Origin of the sequence: Actinoallomurus sp. CA-150999 (assembly GCF_050942425.1) — a bacterium.
In the GTDB taxonomy this organism is placed as follows: Bacteria; Actinomycetota; Actinomycetes; order Streptosporangiales; family Streptosporangiaceae; genus Actinoallomurus.
Genome location: NZ_CP192063.1, coordinates 4,900,192 through 4,920,213 on the forward strand (window position 1 = coordinate 4,900,192; position 20,022 = coordinate 4,920,213).

Here is a 20,022-nt window from a genome sequence, read left to right on the forward strand (position 1 = left end):
GGACCGTGCGGTCAGCGGCCCAGGAGCGATCCGCCGTTGACGTGGATCACCTGGCCGGTGATGTGCCCGGCCGACGGGGACGCCAGGAAGGCCACCGTCGCCGCGACCTCGCCCGGCGTGCCCGCCCGGCCGTTGAACGTCTGGGAGTTCAGCCACTCGCGCCGCTCCTGGGTCAGCGTCCCGCCGAAGAACTCGGTGTCCTCCACCAGTCCGGGTGCCACGGTGTTCACGGTGATGCCCCGGGGGCCGAGCCGGGCCCCGAGGTCGGCGGCCAGGTTGTGCACCGCCGCCTTGGCCGCGCCGTACGCGCCGCTGCCGCGCGCGCCGGCGATGGACCCGAACAGGATGACCCGGCCGTCGTCGGCGAGGCGGGGCGTCAACGCCGTCGTCACGAGCACCGCGCTGATGACGTTCTGGTCGTACTGCGCCAGCCACCGCTCGCGCAGCCCCGCCAGGTCGCCGTCGCCGATCGGCGGAAGGCGGCGCTCGGCGTTGCCGCCCGCGTTGTTGACCAGCACGTCGACCCGGTCGGGCAACTCGGCGAGCGCTCCTTCGACCGCGGCCGGGTCCGCCGCATCGAACGCCACCGCACGCGCCCCGATCGCGGCGGCGGTCTCCTCCAGCACCTCCTTACGGCGCCCGGTGATCGTCACGTCCAGGCCCTGCTCGATCAGCGTCTCCGCGATCGCCCGGCCGATGCCGGTGCCACCGCCGGTCACCACGGCCGTCCGTGTCATCACAAGCCTCCTTGTTTAGGGCTAAACAACGTCGGCTACGCTAGGCGCCGTGCAGGCTGAACGCAAACCCGATCCTTCCGTCCGCGAGCCCGACGCCGTCGACGAGATCCAGCACGCCTGGCTGCGGGAGCTGCCTGGCGTCCCCGTGGAGTCGATCGGAGTGATCACCCGGGTGTGGCGGGCGGCGAAGATCCTCGGTGACGAGCGACGCCGCACCCTCACCCGGCTCGGGATCGACAGCGCGACCCTCGACCTGCTGTCCACCCTGCGGCGCGCCGGCCCCCCGTACGCCATGACGCCCGCCCGGCTGAAGGACCAGTGCCTCGTCACCGCCGGCGCGATCAGCCAGCGGGTGGCGCGCGCGGAGGCCGCCGGGGCCGTCCGCGCCGTCCGCAGCCCCGGCGGCCGTACGCTCCACGTCGAGCTCACCGACACCGGGCACGCGCTGATCGAGGGCAGCGTCGAGCGGCTGCTCTCCTACGAGGACGACCTGATCGGCCACCTCAGCCCGGCCGAACGCGACCGGCTCACCGAACTGCTGCGCAAGCTCCTCGACGGCCTGCTCGAACGCGGACCCGCCGACTCCCGGATCGGGCCGCCGGAGGACTGACCGGCGGCCGGAGATGAGACGGGCCGCGATCGTCCAGGGGTGGCGGACGCCGTATGATCACTTTGCCCGCCGCATGATCAGCGAGCCGATCGGGGAGGTTCTGACCGCCTGCTGTCAGAGGTGGGCTGCCGCCGAGGGCTCCGGCGCGCGACACCTGACCTCTTCCGCTGCGGGGGTTTTTGGTGTCATGCTCTGACGCAGCACATAACAAGGAGGGGCGGATGCGCGACCCCGGGGGCGGTCAGCCATCGTCCCTCCATGCCGGGGATCGAGTCGCCGTCGTCGCCCCCAGCGGTCCGGTGGATCCTGACCGCCTTGAGCGCGGTGTGGCGGTGCTGCGCGACCTCGGTCTCGAGGTCACCATCGGCCCGCACGTCCTCGACACCGCTCCCGGCCTGGCCTACCTCGCCGGCGCCGACGCCGACCGCGCGGCCGACCTGCAGGAGGCCTGGTGCGACCCGCGGGTCGCCGCCGTCCTGTGCGCCCGCGGCGGCTACGGCGCGACGCGGGTCCTCGACCACCTCGACTGGACCGCGCTCCGCCGCGCGACCCCCAAACTCCTGCACGGATCCAGCGACATCACGGCCCTGCACGTGGCCTTCGGGCGGCGGCTCGGGGTGGCCACCTCCTTCGGGCCCATGGTCGCCTCACTGATAATCGCCGACGCCGAACCGGAGGCGGTCGCCCACCTGCGCGCCGGCCTCTTCGACCGGGGAGCGTCCGTGCACGGCACGCACGCGCTGCGCGGAGGCCGCGCCACCGGCGTCCTGACCGGGGGCAACCTCGCCCTCCTGACCTCCCTCGTCGGCACGCCGTACGCTCCGGAGTCGGCGACCGGGCGCGTCGCGTTCCTCGAAGACGTCCATGAGGCGCCCTACCGCGTCGACCGCATGCTCACGCAGCTTCGCCAGGCGGGCTGGTTCGACGGCGTCGCCGGCGTCGTCCTCGGCACCTGGACCGGCTGCGGCGACCTCGACGCGGTGTTCGCCGACCGCCTCGGTCCGCTCGGCGTCCCGATCCTCACGGGCGTGCCGGTCGGGCACGGCCCTCGGCAGCTCACCATCCGGCTGGGCGTTCCCGTCCTGCTCGACGCGGACGCGCTCGTACTCCACCCGGGCGTGCCGGACGCCCGGGGGCGGCGGACCGGACCTCCGGGCGCCTTCGCGGGGGAGACACCATGACGACCTTCGAACGCCGCGACCACCGGCCCGCCCCGGCCGGCGGCGATGACCGGGCCCTCGACTCGCTCGTCGTGCTCGTGGCCGAGAGCCACGGCTACGGCTGCCGTCCCGTCCAGAACGACGCCATGCTCCTCGACGGCCCGCAGCGCCTGCACATCGGCATGCGCAACCTGCGGCAGCTGGCCCGGCAGGTGCCCCGCGACGACTGGCCCGCACTGGTCGCCGACCACGTCGGCACCATCATCACCGCCATCGAGGAGCCGCTCGACCTGCGCGACTTCCCGCTGGTCCGGGGCCTGCTGCGGGCCCGCGTCTATCCGGCCGAGGCCCGCACCGGCCGCCTCATCTGCCGGCCGTTCGCGCCCGGGCTCATCGAGGCGATCGTCGCCGACACTCCCACGACCGTCCGCACCATCGTCACCGACGACGCCCTGACCTGGCCGGTGACGGCCGATGAGCTGTTCGCCGTCGGCCGCGACGGCGTGCGCGCGGACGGCCCCCTGGAGTGCGACGTCATCGACGACACCGGCATCCGCGTGCTGGAAGGGCAGACGTTCTACGCCGCGACGCACCTGCTCTGGCTGGACGCCTACCTCGATCCGGGGCCGTACGGCGCGCTCGCCGTCGCGCCGACCCGGAGCGCGATCGCCGCCTGCGCGATCCGTAAGAACACCGCGCTGGTCACCGCCGAGCGGCTGCACGCCTTCGCGCGCAACGCCTACGACGAGGGGCCCGGCTCGCTCACCCCCGAGCTGTTCTGGAGCCGCAACGGCAGCCTGACCCTGCTGGAGACCCGCAACGTCGGGGGCCGCCTCGTCCTGCCCGCCGACTTCCTCCAATTCCTCGACAGCCTTCCCTAGGCGTACTGACGACAGAGACCGAGTACGGGCCTGGCGGGTGAGTCGTTCTGCGATGAGACTGGGCGTGTGGCGACTGAGGTGAGCTTGATACCCGCCCCCCGCCGGCTCGAGTGGCTGGGAGGCTCTGGGCCGTTCAACGGGAATGTGCGTACCGAAGTGGATTCGTCGCTCGCGCCGGAGGCGTACCGGCTGACCGTGTCGGCCGACGGCGCCGAGATCGTGGGCGGTGATGAGGCCGGCGTCTTCTGGGGCCGTCAGACCTTGCGGCAGCTGCTGGGCCCGGACGCCTTTCGCCGCGCCCCCATCGCGCGGGAACCGGTCACGGTGCCGTACGTGACGATCGACGACGCGCCGCGTTTCGCCTGGCGGGGCTTCATGCTCGACGTCGCGCGACACTTCCTGCCCAAGGAGGACGTGCTCCGCTATGTCGACCTGCTGGCCGCCCACAAGCTGAACGTGCTGCACCTCCATCTCACCGACGACCAGGGGTGGCGCGTCGAGATCGAACGACACCCCCGACTGACCGAGATCGGCGCCTGGCGGCGGCGGACCCGCAGGGGCTGGGGCGAGCCGGTGCTCTGGGACGAGCGACCGCACGGCGGCTTCTACACGCAGGACGATCTGCGGGAGATCGTCGCGTACGCGGCGGAGCGGCACGTCACGGTCCTCCCGGAGATCGACCTGCCGGGTCATTCGCAGGCGGCCATCGCCGCCTATCCCGAACTGGGGAACGCCGACGTCATCGACACCGCCGCGCTGGAGGTGCTGACCGACTGGGGCATCAATCCCAACGTGCTGGCCCCTACCGACGCCGTGCTGCGTTTCTACGAGGATGTCCTGGAGGAGGTGCTGGAGATCTTCCCCGGCCGGTTCGTCCATATCGGCGGTGACGAGTGCCGCAAGGACCAGTGGCGCAAGTCGCCCACGGCCCAGGCGCGCATCCGTGAGTTGGGGCTCAAGGACGAGGACGAGCTTCAGTCCTGGATGATCCGACACTTCGGCCGCTGGCTCGCCGCGCGTGGACGGCGTCTCATCGGCTGGGACGAGATACTGGAGGGCGGCCTGGCGGAGGGCGCCGCCGTCATGTGCTGGCGGTGGTACAGGGGCGGGATCGCCGCCGCGGAGGCCGGCCACAGCGTGGTGATGTGTCCTCAACAGGAGGTCTACCTCGACCACGCCCAGGCCCACGGTGCCGACGAGCCCGTGCCCGTCGGGTGGGTGCACACGCTCGAGGACGTCTACCGGTTCGAGCCGATACCACCCCGGCTGACCGGCACACCGCACGCGGCGAACGTCATCGGCACCCAGGCCAACCTGTGGACCGAAGTCGCCGAGGACCGCGGCCGGGTGGACTACCAGGCGTTCCCCCGGCTCGCCGCGTTCGCCGAAGTGGCCTGGTCGGACCTGCCAGGCCCGGATGAACGCGACTTCGCCGGCTTCGAGCGCCGGATGAACGACGCGCACTACGCCCGCCTGGACGCACTGGGCGTCGGTTACCGCCCGCCCACCGGACCCCACCCGTGGCAGCGACGCCCCGGCATCCCCGGACGGATGCACGGCAAGCCCCGGAAGACCTGGCGGATGGCGGACTGACCCGCTTGCCGTGACCCGCACGGGCGCGGCGGCTCAGGATGCGCTGTGCTGGTGCTGCTCGGGCAGGCGGCTCTCCGGGTGCGCCCACAGCACGACGTTGTCCGGCCGTGAGTCCGTCGCCTCCTCCCACTCCCGCCGGAAGAACGCGAGGATCTCCCGGTCCGAGTAGCGCAGACTGAAGTGGGTCAGGACGAACAAGGTCTCCGGGTGAGCCTCGACCACGGGCCGGAGCCGGCTCCACACCGTGTGCCCGACCCGATTCGCACGATCCATCTCGGCATCGTCGATGAAGGTGCACTCGGTGATGACGACCGGGTACTCGAAGAGCCATGGATTCCGCTCGAACACGTTCACGTGCGTGTCACCGAGGAAGGCGAACAGCGGCCGGTGGACCTCCTCGTCGACCTCGACGCCCTCCGCGCGGTTCCGCGCCATGATCCGGCCGAATTCCCCGCCCCGGCCTTCTCGCGCCAGCGACCGCCGCAGCTCCTCGAACTCCGGCCGCAGCGCCTTGCGCCGCTCCGAGAAGGCGTATCCCACGCACGGCACCTTGTGCTCGCATTCCACCACCCGCACGCGGTGTCCGCGGCGCCCGAAGACGAACTCGTCGTCCTGCCGCACGCCGTGCAGGCGGTAGCCGCCCGCCAGGGCCGGGTCGAACCCCGCTCCGTGGTTCAGCTCGGCGGAAGCGCGCAGGTAGGACTCCACGTACGGCATCGCCTCGGCCGGCAGGTAGATGTCCGTGCCCGAGTCCTTGGAAGCGAGGTAGTCGAGGTCCTTGGAATGGTCGTGGTGGGTGTGCGTCAGGAAGACCGTGTCGACCTGCCGCCCTTCGCACAGCCCCGCGTCGAGGCTGCACCGTAGCTCGGGGATGTGAAAGAAGGTCTTGTCGTTCGCGCGGGAGTAGCCGCTGAGGGTCAGCTCGGTCCCGGGAATCCGCCAGGTCTTCCACTGCCGGAAAGGATGCGCCCGTTCCAGCAGCTCGGGGTGGCCGGGCCGTTGTGCCGGAATCCGCGTCATCGGGAGCGCCTTTCCAGGAACGGTCGTGGGCGGCGCGTCCCCACCGCCGTGATCAAGTGTCCGCGATCGTAGCGGCCGATCTACCGCGGACACAGCGATTTTCGTGCGGCCCGCCGCCGGGCGAGGGCGGTCCGGCCGCCACCGCGCCCTCGGGATGCGGCACGGTCATCCCGTCGAGTAGGTCCGGTCCTTGAGAGCGTCGATCACCAGGTCCCAGGGGTAGTCTCCGCCTCCGCTCCCAGGGGGCGACGGCTCATAGACGCCCGGGCCGTACAGGACGTTCACCCCGGCGGCGCGCAGGACGGCGAGGCTCTGGTCGAACGCCGGATGCCCGGCTTGCGCGCTGTTCAGAGCCGGTGCGGCCACGAGCGGCAGGCCGAGGCCGATCGCCTCGGTGAGGAGCCCCAGCGCCAGCGTGTCGCTGATTCCCAGCGCCCATTTGTTCAGCGTGTTGAAGGTCGCCGGACAGACCGCCATGGCATCGGCGGCGGGCAGCACGTCAGGCTCGTCGGGGTGCTTGTAGTCGTGACGGACAGGGTGACCGGTCTGCGCGGCGAGCGCATCGGTGTCGATGAACTTCCGGGCCTGCGGCGTGGAGATGACGCAGACGTCCCAGCCGTCGGCCTGAAGAAGTCCCACCAACTCCGCGATGCGGCGGGCTCGCGGGGATGCGCAGGCGATGAGGTAGAGGACGCCGCGTGACTGTTCGCTCATGCCGGTGATTCAACCGTGGCTCAGGTCGCGGCGCGTGGGCGGCGGAGGCCGTCGTGGCCGTCGAGGTCGTAGGCGGTGAGCACGAGGGGCACGTGGCTGAACGCCTGCGGGAAGTTGCCGACCTGACGGCGCAGGCGCGGGTCGTACTCCTCCGCCAGCAGGCCGACGTCGTTGCGCAGGTCGAGCAGCCGCTCGAAGAGCTCGCGGGCCTCGTCGACCCGGCCGATCTGCTGCAGCGCGCCGGCCAGCCAGAAGCTGCAGGCGAGGAACGCGCCCTCGCGTCCCGGCAGGCCGTCGACGCCGTGCTCCTGCTCGCCGGTCTGGTACCGCTCGACGAAGCCGTCGACGGTGAGCTCGCGCTGGATCGCCTCGACCGTGCCGACGACGCGCGGGTCGTCGGGAGGCAGGAAGCCGACCCGGGGGATGAGCAGCAGGGCGGCGTCCAGCTCCTGCGACCCGTACGACTGGGTGAAGGTGCCGCGGTCGGTGTCGAACCCCTTGGCGCACACCTCGCGGTGGATCTCGTCGCGCAGCGCCCGCCACTTGTCCAGCGGGCCCTGGCGGTCGAAGGTCTCGATCATGCGGACGGCGCGGTCGACCGCGACCCACGTCATGACCTTCGAGTGGACGAACTGCCGCCGCGGTCCGCGGACCTCCCACAGGCCCTCGTCCGGGTCGCCCCAGTGCTCCTCCAGGAAGCCCGTCAGTGCGCGCTGCAGCGACCAGGCGTGCCGTTCGGGCTGGATGCCGCTGTTCAGGGCGAGGAACAGCGAGTCGGCGACCTCACCGAAGACGTCGAGCTGCAGTTGCTTGGACGCGGAGTTGCCGACACGGACGGGCCGGGAGTCCTCGTACCCGGGCAGCCATGGCAGCTCGTACTCCTCCAGCCGGCGCTCCCCGGCCACGCCGTACATGATCTGCAGATCCTGAGGCTCGCCGGCCACGGCGCGCATCAGCCAGGACCGCCAGGCCTTCGCCTCGTCGCGGTAGCCGCTGCGCAGCAGCGCCTCGAGGGTCATCGTCGCGTCGCGCAGCCAGCAGAAGCGGTAGTCCCAGTTGCGCACCCCGCCGATGGCCTCCGGCAGCGAGGTCGTGGCGGCGGCGATGATCCCGCCGGTGGGCTCGAAGGTGAGCGCCTTGAGGGTGGCCAGGGAGCGTACGACCGCGTCACGGTACTGGCCGTCGTACGTGCACTGCTGTGCCCAGTCGGTCCAGAACCGCTCGGTGCCCTCGAGGGCCTCGTACGGGTCGACGTCGCGCGGGGCGGGCAGGTGCGAGGGGTGCCACGTGCACACGAACGGCAGCGAGTCGCCCTCGCAGACCACGAACGTCGCGCGGTGCGCGAAGTCGCGGCCCTCCAGCTCGATGGGGCTGCGCAGCCAGACGGAGCCGGGACCGGCGATGCCGGTGAGGTGGTCGCCGGTGCGGCGCATCCAGGGGATGACCCGCCCGTAGTCGAACCGGAGCCGCAGATCGAGGCGCATGGGGACCCGGCCCGACACGCCCTCGATGATGCGGACGACGTCGGCCGCGTCGCCGCGCTCCGGCATGAAGTCGATCACCCGGACGGTGCCGTCCGGGGTGTCCCACTCGGTCTCCAGGATCAGGGTGTCGCCGCGGTAGCGGCGGCGCGTCGCCTGGCCGCCGGAGACCGGGGCGATCTGCCACCGGCCGTTGTCGGGCGTTCCGAGCAGGCCGGCGAAGCAGGCGGGGGAGTCGAAGCGCGGCAGGCACATCCAGTCGATCGAGCCGTCCCGCCCGACGAGCGCGCAGCTGAACAGGTCGCCGATGAGCGCGTAGTCCTCGATACGTCCGGGCACCCCAGCCCCCTCTTTGTAGCGGATCCCCGTCGTACCGTAGCGCTCCATCGCGGTCGCGCAACCGTCAAACCTGCCCGTTCCGTGTGTTGTTTACCGGTGAATCGGGCGGTTACGTCTCCTCTGTCCCTCGCAACGGTGCGTGGACCGAGGAGATGACCCTTCGCGGTCGCTGCTCGGCGCGGTGCTGATGATCAGCCGGTCGTTCCTCTACAACGCGATCTTCTTCACGTACGGGCTGGTGCTCACCCACTTCTACGGCGTCGCCGACCACGACGTCCCGAAGTACTTCTTCAGGGTGCGTTCCCGCCCTCGGCCGGGACGGGCACGGCCGGGCGCCGGGGCGCGTCGTCTCGCTTCGACGCCCGCTTGATCTGCAGCATCGGGATGAAGACGTGCGTGAGCGGGCCGATGGTCACCGCGTAGACGAGCGTGCCGATGCCGACGGTGCCGCCCAGCACCCAGCCGACGGCGAGCACCGTCAGTTCGATGCCGGTCCGGACGACGCGGATCGAGTGCCCGCGCGCGGCCAGGCCGGTGGTCAGGCCGTCGCGCGGCCCCGGACCCAGCCCCGCCCCGATGTAGCACCCGGTCGCGAACCCGCCGACGATGATCGCGGTGACGAGGTAGCCCCAGCGGAGGGCGAGGGTGCCGGGATGGGGGAGCGCCCACAGGAAGAGGTCGGCGAACAGGCCGACGAGGATGGCGTTGCTGATCGTGCCGATCCCGGGCCGCTGGCGGAGCGGGATCCACAGGGCCATCACGGCCACACCGGCGATGATGATCCACGTGCCGATCGACAGCCCGGTCTGGCGGGCGAGCCCTTGGTGGAGGGTGTCCCACGGGTCGTTGCCGAGCCGTGAGGCCACCTGGAGGGCGATGCCGAGGCCGTAGAGGGCCAATCCGACATACAGCTGGGCCAATCGGCGGACGATCACTGGTCTCCTCTGAGCGTTGGGCGAGTCTGCCTGCGGATCCTTGGTGATCCGCGGACGCCCGTCCGGGATGTCCCATTCCCTCATGGAAGTGGCTTGCCGATTAAGGGCCAATCAGGAAAAGTGGCCATATGGCGTCTCGGACGATCAATGCCACCGGCCTTGCCCGGCTTCTCGGCGGTACGCCGGAGGGCCGGCCCCTGTACGCCGCACTGGCGCGGAGCCTCCGGGGTCTCGTCCTCGACGGCCGGCTCCCGCTGCGAACGCGGTTGCCCGCCGAACGCGACCTCGCGGCCGCCCTGGGGCTGAGCCGGACGACGGTGACCTCCGCGTACGACGCGCTGCGCGCCGAGGGATACGTGGAGAGCCGCCAGGGCGCGGGCAGCTGGACGGCGCTGCCCGCCGGCAGCCCCGGGGCGGCGCGTCACGGCCTCGCCGAGGACCGGACGCTCATCGACCTGGCCTGCGTCGCACCGCCCGCGCCGCGCGGGTTCGAGGACGATGTCGCCGCCGCCGTGGCCGAGCTCCCGTGCTACACCCGCGGGCCCGGCTACGAACCGCTCGGACTGTGGACGCTGCGCGAGGCCATCGCCGCGCGCTACACCGCCCGCGGCGTGCCCACCCTGCCGGAGCAGATCCTGGTGACGACCGGCGCGCAGCACGCACTGTGCCTCGTCGTCCAGGCGTTCGTACGCCCCGGCGATCCGGTGCTCGTCGAGTCACCGACCTACCCGCACGCCCTCGACGCGCTGCGCCGCGCGGGGGCGCGCCTCGTGCCGGCGGGCGTCAACGCCGGCTGGGACCCCGAGCTCATCACGAGCGGACTGCGGCAGTCCGCCGCCCGGCTGGCGTACCTCATCCCCGACTTCCAGAACCCCACCGGCCTGCTCATGGACGACGACGTCCGTGCCGCGGTGGTGGCGGCCGCGCGGGCCACCGGAGCGTACGTCATCACCGACGAGACCTTCACCGAGCTGGCCGTGGACGATGTCGCGCGGCCGCGCCCACTCGCCGCCCACGACACCGACGGGCGTGTGATCAGCATCGGGTCGGCGTCGAAGGTGTTGTGGGGCGGCCTGCGGATCGGGTGGATCCGGGCGACCCAGGCGCTCGTCCGCAGGCTGGTCGAGGCCCGGGAGTCGGTCGATCTTGCCAGTCCGGTGCTGGAGCAGCTGATCGTCGCCGGGCTGCTCGGCCGCATGGACGCGGTGGCCGGCGAGCGGCGTGCCATGCTGCGCGAACGGCGCGCGGCCCTCGTCGACGCCCTGCGCCGCGAGTGCCCGGACTGGGAGTTCACCGTCCCGCCGGGCGGCCTGTCGCTGTGGGTACGGCTGCCGGGGACGTCGAGCACGGCGCTGGCGGCGACCGCGGCCCGGTACGGCCTGCACGTCGTGCCGGGGACGGCCTTCGGCGTGGACGGCGTCCTCGACGACCACGTGCGCGTGCCGTACGTGCTCCCGCCAGAGGTGCTGCGAGACGCCGTCTCCCGGCTCGCCGCGGCCTGTCGCGAGCCCGCCGGCGCGCAGCCGCCTCGCCCCGCGTTCGTCTAGGGGGTTTCGGTCGCGCGGTGAAGGAGAAGCACTCCTACGTCGACGGAGCGGCGATGCAGGCGGCGCTGGCCCCAGCCGGGGTCGCCTCGTGACCCGCGCGGCCGCCGAGCGCGACGGCGCCGCGCCGGCGGCGGCACGTCGCGACGGTCCCATGCTGGGCCCGAACCTCGTGGCGGAGCTCCTGGGAATGGTGGCGGCGACCGGTGAGGAGCGGGCCGCGGTGCGCAGTTCATGACGCTCTCGCTGCGGCTCATGAGACGCCTGCCGCGCGCTTGACGCCACGGCCCGGCGTCGCCTCGCCGGGCCGCCGTGGTGCGGTCAGGGGGCGGCGGTGTGATCGATGTGGTCGGCGATGAGCCGCGCGATCTCCTCCGGCTGGGCGAGGAGCCCCCAATGCGACATCGGGACCGGCCGTACGCGCAGGTGCTCGGTGAAGGGGCGAGGGGCCTCGGCGGCCAGCGCGGGGGTCGCGTAGGCGTCCTCGGTGGGCACGATGACCTGCGTCGGCACGGTCACGTGCGGCGAGACGCCGGTCCGGCGCGCGCTGCGGCTCAGGCCGAGCATGTTGGCCCGGTACAGGTTCAGGCCCGCGACGGCGTCCTGGAGCAGCGTCGGGGCGGGGTGACCGTCGCCGGCCGGGATGCCTTCGGCCCGTTCCAGGCGCCGGCTCCAGCGGCCGGCCAGCCAGTGTCGCCAGACCAGTTCGGGCACCACCGGCACCTGGAAGGCCGCCATGTACCAGGAGTGCAGCAGCTGCCGCGCGGCGGCCGGCACGCCGGAGGGCCGTCGCAGGCGGGACCGGAACCAGTGCGACGCGTGGTCGAGGCAGGGCCCGGAGATGGACGTGAACGAGGCGAACCGCTCCGGCGTCGCACGGACGGCCTCCCACGACTGGATCGAGCCCCAGTCATGGGCGGCGAGATGCACGGGCGCGTCGGGGGAGACGGCGTCGAGCACGGCCCTCATGTCCGCCAGGAGATGACCGAACCCGTACGCCTCCCGACCCGACGGGCGGGACGACGCTCCCGCGCCCCGCACGTCGTACGCCACGACGTGGAACCGGCCGGGAGACCGGTCGGGGTCGGTTGGTCGGGGTCGGCCGGGAGGTCGGTCGGGGTCGGTTGGTCGGGGCCGGCCCGCCAGCCGCGCGGCGACCCCGTCCCAGACGGCGTGGGTGTCCGGGTAGCCGTGCACGAGCAGCACCGTCGGCCCGGAGCCGCGCTCGTACACCGCCAGGTCGACGCCGTCGCCGCGGATCCGGCGCGTTCGCGTGTCGTCGGGCATGGGGTCCACCGTACGGCCGCGCGCTCACCACCGCACTCGCCGCGTGCCCACTTCCACGCTCGCCGCGCTCGTTCCGCGACCGGATCGTTCCTCACCGGCCGTCTGCCGGTCTCCAGCCCCCTGTCGGGGGCCCACCCAGCCTCGCTCGCCGCGGTCAGTCCTTGAGGCGCTCGGCCCCCGAGTAGACGTTCATGGACTGCCCGCGGAGGAAGCCGACGAGTGTCATCCCGGACTCCTCCGCCAGCTCGGCGGCGAGTGAGGACGGCGCGGACACGGCCGCCAGCGCCGGTATCCCGGCCAGCAGGGCCTTCTGGGTGAGTTCGAACGACGCGCGGCCGCTGACCAGGAGCACGTGGCCGGCCAGCGGCAGGCGGCCGTCCTTCAGCGCCCACCCGATCACCTTGTCGACGGCGTTGTGCCGCCCGACGTCCTCACGGAGGGCGAGGAGCGCGCCGGTCGCGTCGAACAGCCCGGCGGCGTGCAGCCCACCGGTCCGCTCGAACACCCGCTGCGCCTCGCGCAGTGTCTGCGGCAGGGAGACCAGGACCTCCGGGTCGAGCACGGTCGCGTCGGACCGGACGTCGTACGTCGCCCGCTGCCGGATCGCGTCGATGCTGGTCTTCCCGCACACCCCGCACGCGCTGGTCGTGTAGAAGGAGCGCTCCACCGAGACCTCCGGCGGGCGTACCTCCTCGGCGAGGGTGACGTCGACGACGTTGAAGGTGTCGGTGTCGGCGCAGTAGCGCATCGCGGCGACGTCGGAGGCCGCGCGGATGACGCCTTCGGCGTACAGGAACCCGGTGATCAGGTCGAAGTCGTTCCCCGGTGTCCGCATGGTGACCGACAGCGGACGTCCCGCCAGGCGGATCTCGAGGGGTTCCTCGACGACGAGCGTGTCGGGCATCGCTCGGCGTCCTCGTTCGTCGATGTGCGCGATCCGCCGTCGCACGGTCACTCGGCCCATGATCCGACGGTACCGCTTGAAGAATCGGACCACAGTCCGGTAATCTCCGAGGCCACGGATAACCGGACTGTGGTCCGATTGAGAGGATGAACCGATGAGTCGTCTGCTGCACATCTCCGCGTCGCCGCGCGGTGACCGATCCGCGTCGCTGACCCTCGCGCGCGCCTTCCTGGACGCCTACCGGGAGGCCGCACCGGGGCGCGTCGTCGACACCTTCGACCTGTGGGACGGCACCCTGCCGGCGTTCGGGTCGCCCGCCGCCGCCGCGAAGATGGCGGTGTTCGCGGGCGAGGAGCCGGTCGGCGAGCAGGCGGACGCCTGGCAGGCGGCGCGGGAGACCTTCGAGCGGTTCGATTCCTACGACCGGTACCTCTTCAGCGTCCCGATGTGGAACGCCGGAGTGCCGTACATCCTCAAGCAGTTCATCGACGTCGTGTCCCAGCCCGGCATGGTCTTCGCGTTCGATCCGGAGCAGGGCTACACGGGCCTGCTGCGCGGCAAGAAGGCGGCCGTCGTCTACACCGGCGCCGTCTACGGCGAGGGGCGCGGCCCCGCCTTCGGCAACGACTTCCAGCGGCCCTTCTTCGAGGACTGGCTGCGCTGGGCGGGGATCACGGACGTCGAGGCCGTGGAGTTCCGGCCGAACCTCGTCACCGCCGACGCGGACGCCGGCCGCCGCACGGCGCTCGCCCGCGCCCGCGACCTCGGCAAGGCCTTCTGAGCGCACCGAACCGGACTGAACGGCAGGGCCCGCCGGACCTCCGGCGGGCCCTTCGCGGTTCCGGGGAGAAACATGCTTCAACAGCCGCGAACGGGGAAAGGGGCGGGCGAGGAGGAGATCTACCGGGAGGGGGCGACGAGCGGACGTGGGCATCGACGCCTGGCCGGTGATCCGCCAGCTCACCGGCGCCGACCGGCTGGGGCGGGGCCGGGCGGCGCGTTCCCGGCGCACGGACGCCCTCGTCGCGCGCACCGAGACGGCCGACCGAGTAGCGGACTCCATCTGCCCGTACTGCGCGGTCGGCTGCGGGCAGAAGGTCTACGTCAAGGACGAGAAGGTCGTCCAGATCGAGGGGGACCCCGCCTCGCCGATCTCCCGCGGCCGGCTGTGCCCGAAGGGCTCGGCCAGCAAGCAACTCGTCACGTCGCCGACTCGGCAGACCACGGTGCTGTACCGCCGGCCGCATACCACCGAGTGGGAGCCGCTCGGCCTCGACGAGGCGATGGACATGATCGTCGACCGGGTGCTCGAGGCTCGCCGGGATGGCTGGCAGGACACCGTCGAGGACAAGAAGGTCCGGCGCACGATGGGCTTCGCGCACCTCGGCGGCGCCACGCTCGACAACGAGGAGAACTACCTCATCAAGAAGCTCTGGACCGCGCTGGGGGCGATCCAGATCGAGAACCAGGCCCGTATTTGACACTCCGCCACCGTCCCCGGTCTGGGGACCAGTTTCGGGCGCGGCGGCGCGACGACGTTCCAGCAGGACCTCGCCAACGCCGACTGCATCGTCATCCAGGGTTCGAACATGGCCGAGTGCCATCCGGTCGGGTTCCAGTGGGTGATGGAGGCGAAGGCGCGCGGGGCGCGGATCTTCCACATCGACCCGCGGTTCACCCGCACGAGCGCGATGGCGCACCGGCACCTGCCGATCCGCGCGGGCGGCGACATCGTCCTGCTCGGCGCGCTGATCAACCACGTGCTGAGCGGCGGCCACGACTTCCGCGAGTACGTCCTGCGCTACACCAACGCCGCGGTCCTCCTGAACGAGGACTTCCGGGACACCGAGGACCTCGACGGGTTGTTCTCCGGCTACGACGCCGACACCCACTCCTATGACCCGGAGACCTGGGCGTACGCCGACGGCGGTGAGGAGACGGCGCCCGCGGCCGGAGCGCGCGAGGAGCAGGAACCGCACCGGCCCTCATCAGGCATCACCCACGAGCATGGCCCCGGCGCGACGTACGAGGCGACCGCAGCGCGGACCGGTCCCGCCGAGCACCGCGACGAGACGCTTCAGCATCCGCGCTGCGTCTACCAGGTGCTGAAGCGGCACTTCGCGCGCTACACGCCGGAGATGGTCGAGCAGGTCTGCGGCATCTCCCGGCGCGACTTCGCCGAACTCGCCGACACGGTCGTCGCGAACTCGGGGCCGGACCGCACCACCGCCTGGGTGTACAGCGTCGGCTGGACCCAGCACACGGTCGGCGCGCAGTACATCCGCACCGCCTCGATCCTGCAGCTCCTGCTCGGCAACATCGGGCGGCCCGGCGGGGGCATCCTCGCGCTGCGCGGCCACGCGAGCATCCAGGGCTCCACGGACATCCCCACTCTGTTCAACATCCTGCCCGGCTACCTGCCGATGCCGTACGCCCACCACCACGAGGACCTCGACACCTACCTCGAACGCGCCGCGGGGGACACCGGCTTCTGGGGGCGCAAGCGCGCCTACATGGTCAGCCTTCTCAAGGCGTGGTGGGGCGACGCCGCCACCGAGGACAACGACTTCTGCTTCGACTACCTGCCGCGCCTCACCGGCGACCACGGCACGTACCAGACCGTCCTCGACCAGATCGACGGCATGGTCAAGGGCTACTTCCTCATGGGGGAGAACCCCGCCGTCGGCTCGGCGGCCGGTCGGCTGCAACGTCTCGGGCTCGCCTCCCTCGACTGGCTGGTCGTCCGGGACCTGCAGCTCATCGAGAGCGCGACCTTCTGGAAGGAGGGCCCGGAGATCGAGTCGGGGGAGTGGACCCCGGAGGAGATCGGCACCGAGGTGTTCTTCCTGCCCGCGGCCTCCCACGTGGAGAAGGACGGGACGTTCACCAACACCCAGCGTCTCCTGCAGTGGCACCACAAGGCGCTCGACCCGCCGAACGACGCCCGCAGCGACCTGTGGTTCATGTACCACCTGGGCCTGCGGATCCGCGAGCGGCTGGCCGGCTCCGCCGACCCGATCGACCGGCCCGTCCTCGACCTCACCTGGGACTACCCGGAGGAGGGCCCGTACCGCGACCCGTCCGCGGAGGCGGTCCTTCGCGAGATCAACGGATACGACGCCGAGGGGAGGACACTCAGCGGGTTCACCGCGCTGAAGGAGGACGGCTCGACGACCAGCGGCTGCTGGATCTACTCCGGCTGCTTCACCGACGACGTCAACCAGACCGCCCGACGCAAGCCCGGCTCGGAGCAGTCCTGGGTCGCGCCCGAGTGGGGCTGGGCGTGGCCGTCCAACCGCCGCATCCTCTACAACCGCGCCTCCGCCGACCCGCGGGGCCGCCCGTGGAGCGAGCGGAAGGCCTACGTCTGGTGGGACGGCGAGCAGTGGACCGGCCACGACGTCCCCGACTTCGAGAAGACCAAGCCGCCGTCGTACGAACCGCCGCCCGGCGCCACCGCCGAGGCCGCCCTGGCCGGGACCGACCCGTTCATCATGCAGACGGATGGCAAGGGCTGGCTGTTCGTCCCGCGCGGCCTGGTCGACGGACCGCTGCCCGCCCACTACGAGCCGCAGGAGTCGCCGGTGCGCAACCTGCTGTACGGGCAGCAGGCGAACCCGACGCGGCAGGTCTACCCGCGTCCCGGCAACCGCTACAACCCCGTCGGCGGCGACGTCTACCCGTACGTCGTCACGACCTACCGGCTCACCGAGCACCACACCGCGGGCGGCATGAGCCGGTTCCTGCCGTACCTGTCCGAACTGCAGCCGGAGATGTTCTGCGAGGTGTCGCCGGAACTGGCCGCCGAACGCGGCCTCGTCCACGGCGACTGGGCGACGATCATCTCCGCGCGCACCGCCATCGAGGCCCGGATCCTCGTCACCGACCGCGTCAGGCCGCTCCGCGTCCACGGCCGCGTCATCCACCAGGTCGGGCTGCCGTACCACTGGGGCTCCGCCGGCGTCGTCCGCGGCGACTCGGCCAACGACCTGCTGCCGATCGTGCTGGACGCGAACACCCACATCCAGGAGAGCAAGGCGGCCACCTGCGACATCCAGCCCGGTCGCCGCCCGCAGGGCCCGGCCCTGCGCGCCCTGGTGCGCCGTTACCGCCGCATGGCCGGGATCCCGGAGGACTGACCATGAGCAACAGCCTGTACGGACCGCTCCCGGACGTCGCCGAGGACGCCGGCTACCCCGATCCGCCCGAGCGCCGGGGATTCTTCACCGACACCTCCGTCTGCATCGGCTGCAAGGCGTGCGAGGTGGCCTGCAAGGAGTGGAACGCCGTCCCCGACGACGGCTTCACGCTCACCGGCATGTCGTACGACAACACCGGCGCGCTCGGCGCGAGCACGTGGCGGCACGTCGCGTTCGTCGAGCAGACCCGGCAGCATCAGGTCGGCGACGGTGACGGGACCCGCTGGCTCATGGCCTCCGACGTGTGCAAGCACTGCACCCACGCCGCGTGCCTCGACGTCTGCCCCACCGGCGCGCTGATCCGCACCGAGCTCGGCACGGTCGTCGTGCAGGAGGACATCTGCAACGGCTGCGCCTACTGCGTGTCCGCCTGCCCGTACGGCGTCATCGACCGCCGCGAGGACGACGGCCGCGCCTGGAAGTGCACCCTGTGCTACGACCGGACCGGTGACGGTCTCGAACCCGCCTGCGCCAAGGCCTGCCCGACCGACTCCATCCAGTACGGTCCCCTCGACGAACTACGAGAACGCGCCCAGACCCGCCTGGACGCGCTCCACGAGGACGGCGTGACCGAGGCGCGCCTCTACGGCGAGGACGAGAACGACGGAGTCGGTGGCGCGGGCGCGTTCTTCCTGCTCCTCGACGAGCCCGAGGTGTACGGACTGCCGCCGGACCCGGTCGTCACCACCCGCGACCTGCCCGCCATGTGGCGGTGGGCCGGCGGCGCCGCACTCGCCCTGGCGGGGGGAGCGGCCCTGTCGTTCCTCGGGAGGCGCTGATGTCGCGGGGCCGCGAGGAGCGCATGGTTCCGCGCGCGGAGTTCCGCTCCTACTACGGCCGCCCGGTGCTGAAGAAGCCGCGCTGGAAGGCTCCGCACATGCCCGTCTACCTCTACCTGGGCGGGCTGTCGGGCGCCTCCTCGACGATGGCGGCGCTGGCTGACGCGACCGGACGGCGCAGGCTCGCGCTGACCGGCAGGCTCACGGCCGCGGCGGCGGGCACGGCGGGTGCCGGGGTACTCGTCGCCGAGCTCGGCCGTCCGGAGCGGTTCTTCAACATGCTGCGGGTCTTCAAGCCCACCTCGCCGATGAGCGTCGGCTCCTGGGTCCTCGCCGGGCAGGGCGGCTTCACGATGGCGGCGGCGGCCTCCGCCGTCACCGGGATCGCCCCGTCGCTGGGCCGCGCGGCGGGCATGGCCTCGGCAGTGACCGGGCCGATCGTGGCGACCTACACGGGCGTGGTGCTGGCCGACACGGCCGTGCCCGCCTGGCACGAGGCCTACCGCCACCTGCCGCTGCTGTTCACCGGCAGCTCACTGGCCAGCGGCGGCGCCATCGGCATGATCGCCACGCCGCGCGGCGAATCGGGGCCGGCCCGCCGGATGGCACTGCTCGGCGCCGGACTCGAACTGGCGGCCGCCGGGGCCCTCGAGCGCGGCGTCGGCATGCGCGAGCGGCCGGAACTGATCTCCGAGCCGTACCGGATCGGACGCGCGGGCGTCCTGATGCGCTGCGGGCGCGCGTTGACCGCGGTCGGAGCGGCCGGCACTCTCGCGGCGGGGCGGAGCCGGCTGGCCGGCGTCCTCGCCGGCCTGTCGCTCACCGGAGGCGCGCTGTGCACCCGCTTCGCGGTGCTGTACGCCGGGCACACCTCGGCCGAGGATCCGAAGTACACCGTCGTCCCGCAGCGCGAGCGCCGTACCGTCCCATGAGCGCCGGGCCCCGTCCGCAGGTCAGAGCTTCTTCATGCAGAGCACGAAGCTCATGAAGGTGTAGGTGTTGCGCCGGCGGTACGCCGCCGTGTAGCCCGGGACGCTCTTGCACTTGTCCCAGTCGGACGTGCCGCTGTACCGCTTGAGCACCTTGTAGACGCCCGAGTGACAGCTCGAGTCCTCCAGGTGCGGCTTCGTCGACGAGCCGGTGTTCTTGACGCAGTCACCCGGCTGCGCCGTCGCAGCCGCGTCCAGCGTCGGCGAGGACGTGGGCACCGAAGGGCTTTCAGACGGATCGACCGTGGGGTAGCCCCCCGTCGGCGACGTGGTCGGCAGCAGCGGCGACGTGCTGACGGCGATCGGCGGCTTCTTCTTGTCATCGCCGCCGCTCAGCGCCACGGCGGTCGCGATGCCACCCCCGAGGACGACCAGGGCGGCCACGATCGACACGACGATGACCGGCCCGTTGTTCTTCCGGCCTCCCCCCGGCGGCGGCCCCCAGCCTCCGGGTCCGCCCGGCTCCGACGGGCCGTACCCGCCGCCTCCGCCCCAGCCGCCGCCGGGCGGCTGACCCCCGGGCGGCTGAGCGCCGTACGGCTGCTGCGGGTCGTTCGGGTAGTACGGCGACTGCTGGCCTTCGCCGGGATAGCCCCCCTGGCCCGGGTAGGGCTGCTGGCCCTGCCCATAGCCCTGACCTGGCTGACCTGGGTACGGCTGCTGGGGAGGGTAGCCGCCCTGACCCTGCGGTTGGTTGGAGTACGGCCCCTGGCCGTAGCCCTCAGGTGATTCGTGCACGGACAACCGCCCCTCGTTGCATAACCCCACAAAGCTGTACTAGCCAACTAGTCTGCGGCCCGCTGTGCAAACCGGCTTTAACCTAAGACGTTAGGTTTCGGCTCCTGGATCC

18 protein-coding genes are annotated in these 20,022 nt (G+C 72.0%); 10 read left to right on the forward strand and 8 right to left on the reverse strand.

Going from position 1 to position 20,022, the window contains the following annotated elements:
• Nucleotides 1–11 precede the first annotated feature (11 nt).
• On the reverse strand, nucleotides 12–737 hold the full coding sequence (locus tag ACQP2O_RS22890; RefSeq protein ID WP_433188634.1) for an SDR family NAD(P)-dependent oxidoreductase: 726 nt from the start codon (nucleotides 735–737) through the stop codon (nucleotides 12–14).
• A gap of 49 nt (nucleotides 738–786) precedes the next feature.
• On the opposite strand from ACQP2O_RS22890, the gene ACQP2O_RS22895 reads away from it, so the two are divergent.
• From ACQP2O_RS22895 to ACQP2O_RS22910, 4 genes are all read left to right on the forward strand, one after another.
• Nucleotides 787–1,347 carry a MarR family winged helix-turn-helix transcriptional regulator gene (locus ACQP2O_RS22895; RefSeq protein ID WP_433188637.1) on the forward strand — a complete coding sequence of 187 codons (561 nt, stop codon included), beginning with the start codon at nucleotides 787–789 and terminating at the stop codon, nucleotides 1,345–1,347.
• A 221-nt stretch (nucleotides 1,348–1,568) separates the two neighbouring features.
• A complete protein-coding gene (locus ACQP2O_RS22900) occupies nucleotides 1,569–2,528 on the forward strand; it encodes a S66 peptidase family protein (protein ID WP_433188640.1) in 960 nt (319 codons plus the stop codon).
• Nucleotides 2,525–3,388, forward strand: a complete 864-nt coding sequence (locus tag ACQP2O_RS22905; protein ID WP_433188642.1) for a hypothetical protein — start codon at nucleotides 2,525–2,527, stop codon at nucleotides 3,386–3,388. The genes ACQP2O_RS22900 and ACQP2O_RS22905 overlap by 4 nt, the downstream gene beginning before the upstream one ends.
• 78 nt (nucleotides 3,389–3,466) lie before the next feature.
• Nucleotides 3,467–4,981, forward strand: a complete 1,515-nt coding sequence (locus tag ACQP2O_RS22910) for a beta-N-acetylhexosaminidase (protein ID WP_433188645.1) — start codon at nucleotides 3,467–3,469, stop codon at nucleotides 4,979–4,981.
• Between the two features lie 33 nt (nucleotides 4,982–5,014).
• Here ACQP2O_RS22910 and ACQP2O_RS22915 read toward each other — a convergent pair whose 3' ends face one another.
• From ACQP2O_RS22915 to ACQP2O_RS22930, 4 genes are all read right to left on the reverse strand, one after another.
• Nucleotides 5,015–6,001 carry an MBL fold metallo-hydrolase gene (locus tag ACQP2O_RS22915; RefSeq protein ID WP_433188648.1) on the reverse strand — a complete coding sequence of 329 codons (987 nt, stop codon included), beginning with the start codon at nucleotides 5,999–6,001 and terminating at the stop codon, nucleotides 5,015–5,017.
• A 165-nt stretch (nucleotides 6,002–6,166) separates the two neighbouring features.
• The gene (locus ACQP2O_RS22920; protein ID WP_433188651.1) at nucleotides 6,167–6,715 is read right to left on the reverse strand and encodes a flavoprotein; all 549 of its coding nucleotides are present in this window, start codon (nucleotides 6,713–6,715) and stop codon (nucleotides 6,167–6,169) included.
• A 20-nt stretch (nucleotides 6,716–6,735) separates the two neighbouring features.
• Nucleotides 6,736–8,583, reverse strand: a complete 1,848-nt coding sequence (locus ACQP2O_RS22925) for a glycoside hydrolase family 15 protein (protein WP_433188654.1) — start codon at nucleotides 8,581–8,583, stop codon at nucleotides 6,736–6,738.
• Nucleotides 8,584–8,825: 242 nt separating this feature from the next.
• Nucleotides 8,826–9,455, reverse strand: coding sequence for a YczE/YyaS/YitT family protein (locus tag ACQP2O_RS22930; RefSeq protein ID WP_433188657.1), 630 nt, complete (start codon nucleotides 9,453–9,455; stop codon nucleotides 8,826–8,828).
• A 143-nt stretch (nucleotides 9,456–9,598) separates the two neighbouring features.
• Here ACQP2O_RS22930 and ACQP2O_RS22935 point away from each other — a divergent pair, with 143 nt between their 5' ends.
• A complete protein-coding gene (locus ACQP2O_RS22935) occupies nucleotides 9,599–11,017 on the forward strand; it encodes a PLP-dependent aminotransferase family protein (RefSeq protein WP_433188659.1) in 1,419 nt (472 codons plus the stop codon).
• 88 nt (nucleotides 11,018–11,105) lie between these two features.
• On the forward strand, nucleotides 11,106–11,252 hold the full coding sequence (locus ACQP2O_RS22940; protein ID WP_433188662.1) for a hypothetical protein: 147 nt from the start codon (nucleotides 11,106–11,108) through the stop codon (nucleotides 11,250–11,252).
• 83 nt (nucleotides 11,253–11,335) lie between these two features.
• Here the strand turns inward: ACQP2O_RS22940 and ACQP2O_RS22945 are convergent, their stop codons facing one another.
• Complete coding sequence (locus tag ACQP2O_RS22945; protein ID WP_433188665.1) at nucleotides 11,336–12,301, reverse strand: alpha/beta fold hydrolase; 966 nt, start codon at nucleotides 12,299–12,301, stop codon at nucleotides 11,336–11,338.
• A 154-nt stretch (nucleotides 12,302–12,455) separates the two neighbouring features.
• A complete protein-coding gene (fdhD, locus tag ACQP2O_RS22950; protein ID WP_433188668.1) occupies nucleotides 12,456–13,265 on the reverse strand; it encodes a formate dehydrogenase accessory sulfurtransferase FdhD in 810 nt (269 codons plus the stop codon).
• A gap of 94 nt (nucleotides 13,266–13,359) precedes the next feature.
• On the opposite strand from fdhD, the gene ACQP2O_RS22955 reads away from it, so the two are divergent.
• The 4 genes from ACQP2O_RS22955 to nrfD all read left to right on the forward strand — a co-directional run bounded on the left by ACQP2O_RS22955 (nucleotide 13,360) and on the right by nrfD (nucleotide 19,115).
• Complete coding sequence (locus tag ACQP2O_RS22955; RefSeq protein ID WP_433188671.1) at nucleotides 13,360–13,986, forward strand: FMN-dependent NADH-azoreductase; 627 nt, start codon at nucleotides 13,360–13,362, stop codon at nucleotides 13,984–13,986.
• Nucleotides 13,987–14,131: 145 nt separating this feature from the next.
• Nucleotides 14,132–17,344 (forward strand): formate dehydrogenase, encoded by a 3,213-nt coding sequence (fdh, locus tag ACQP2O_RS22960; protein ID WP_433188674.1) that lies wholly within the window; start codon nucleotides 14,132–14,134, stop codon nucleotides 17,342–17,344.
• Between the two features lie 2 nt (nucleotides 17,345–17,346).
• The gene (locus ACQP2O_RS22965) at nucleotides 17,347–18,183 is read left to right on the forward strand and encodes a 4Fe-4S dicluster domain-containing protein (RefSeq protein WP_433188677.1); all 837 of its coding nucleotides are present in this window, start codon (nucleotides 17,347–17,349) and stop codon (nucleotides 18,181–18,183) included.
• Nucleotides 18,183–19,115 carry an NrfD/PsrC family molybdoenzyme membrane anchor subunit gene (gene nrfD / locus ACQP2O_RS22970; protein WP_433188680.1) on the forward strand — a complete coding sequence of 311 codons (933 nt, stop codon included), beginning with the start codon at nucleotides 18,183–18,185 and terminating at the stop codon, nucleotides 19,113–19,115. Before ACQP2O_RS22965 ends, nrfD begins: the two co-directional genes overlap by 1 nt.
• A 21-nt stretch (nucleotides 19,116–19,136) precedes the next feature.
• Here nrfD and ACQP2O_RS22975 read toward each other — a convergent pair whose 3' ends face one another.
• Nucleotides 19,137–19,910, reverse strand: coding sequence for an LppU/SCO3897 family protein (locus ACQP2O_RS22975; protein ID WP_433188683.1), 774 nt, complete (start codon nucleotides 19,908–19,910; stop codon nucleotides 19,137–19,139).
• Nucleotides 19,911–20,022 lie beyond the last annotated feature (112 nt).